This window comes from Sulfitobacter sp. HI0129, from assembly GCF_001635395.1.
Classification (GTDB): domain Bacteria; phylum Pseudomonadota; class Alphaproteobacteria; order Rhodobacterales; family Rhodobacteraceae; genus Sulfitobacter.
In genome coordinates, this window is the sequence record NZ_LWGH01001066.1 from 1 (window position 1) to 259 (window position 259).

Consider the following 259-nt stretch of genomic DNA (forward strand, 5'->3'; position numbering starts at 1 on the left):
ACATTCCCGGCGTGATGCTCGCTTCTGCGGTGCGCGACTACGTGGTCAACCACGGGGTGTCCGTGGGGGACCGTACGGTCGTCGTGACGAACAACGACAATGCCTATCTGACGGCAATCGCGCTCAAACACGCAGGATTGGACGTGCCGGTGATCCTCGATGCGCGGGTGCTGCCGCAGGACAGCGAGTTGATGGCACAGGCCAAGGCGCTGGGTGTGCGGGTGCTGATGGGCCACGGGATTTCCAAGGTAAACGGCAC

At 62.9% G+C, this 259-nt stretch carries 1 protein-coding gene; it reads left to right on the forward strand.

From position 1 onward, the window contains the following. A partial coding sequence (locus tag A3764_RS22625) for a hypothetical protein (protein WP_150122416.1) occupies nt 1–259 on the forward strand: 259 nt, incomplete at both ends.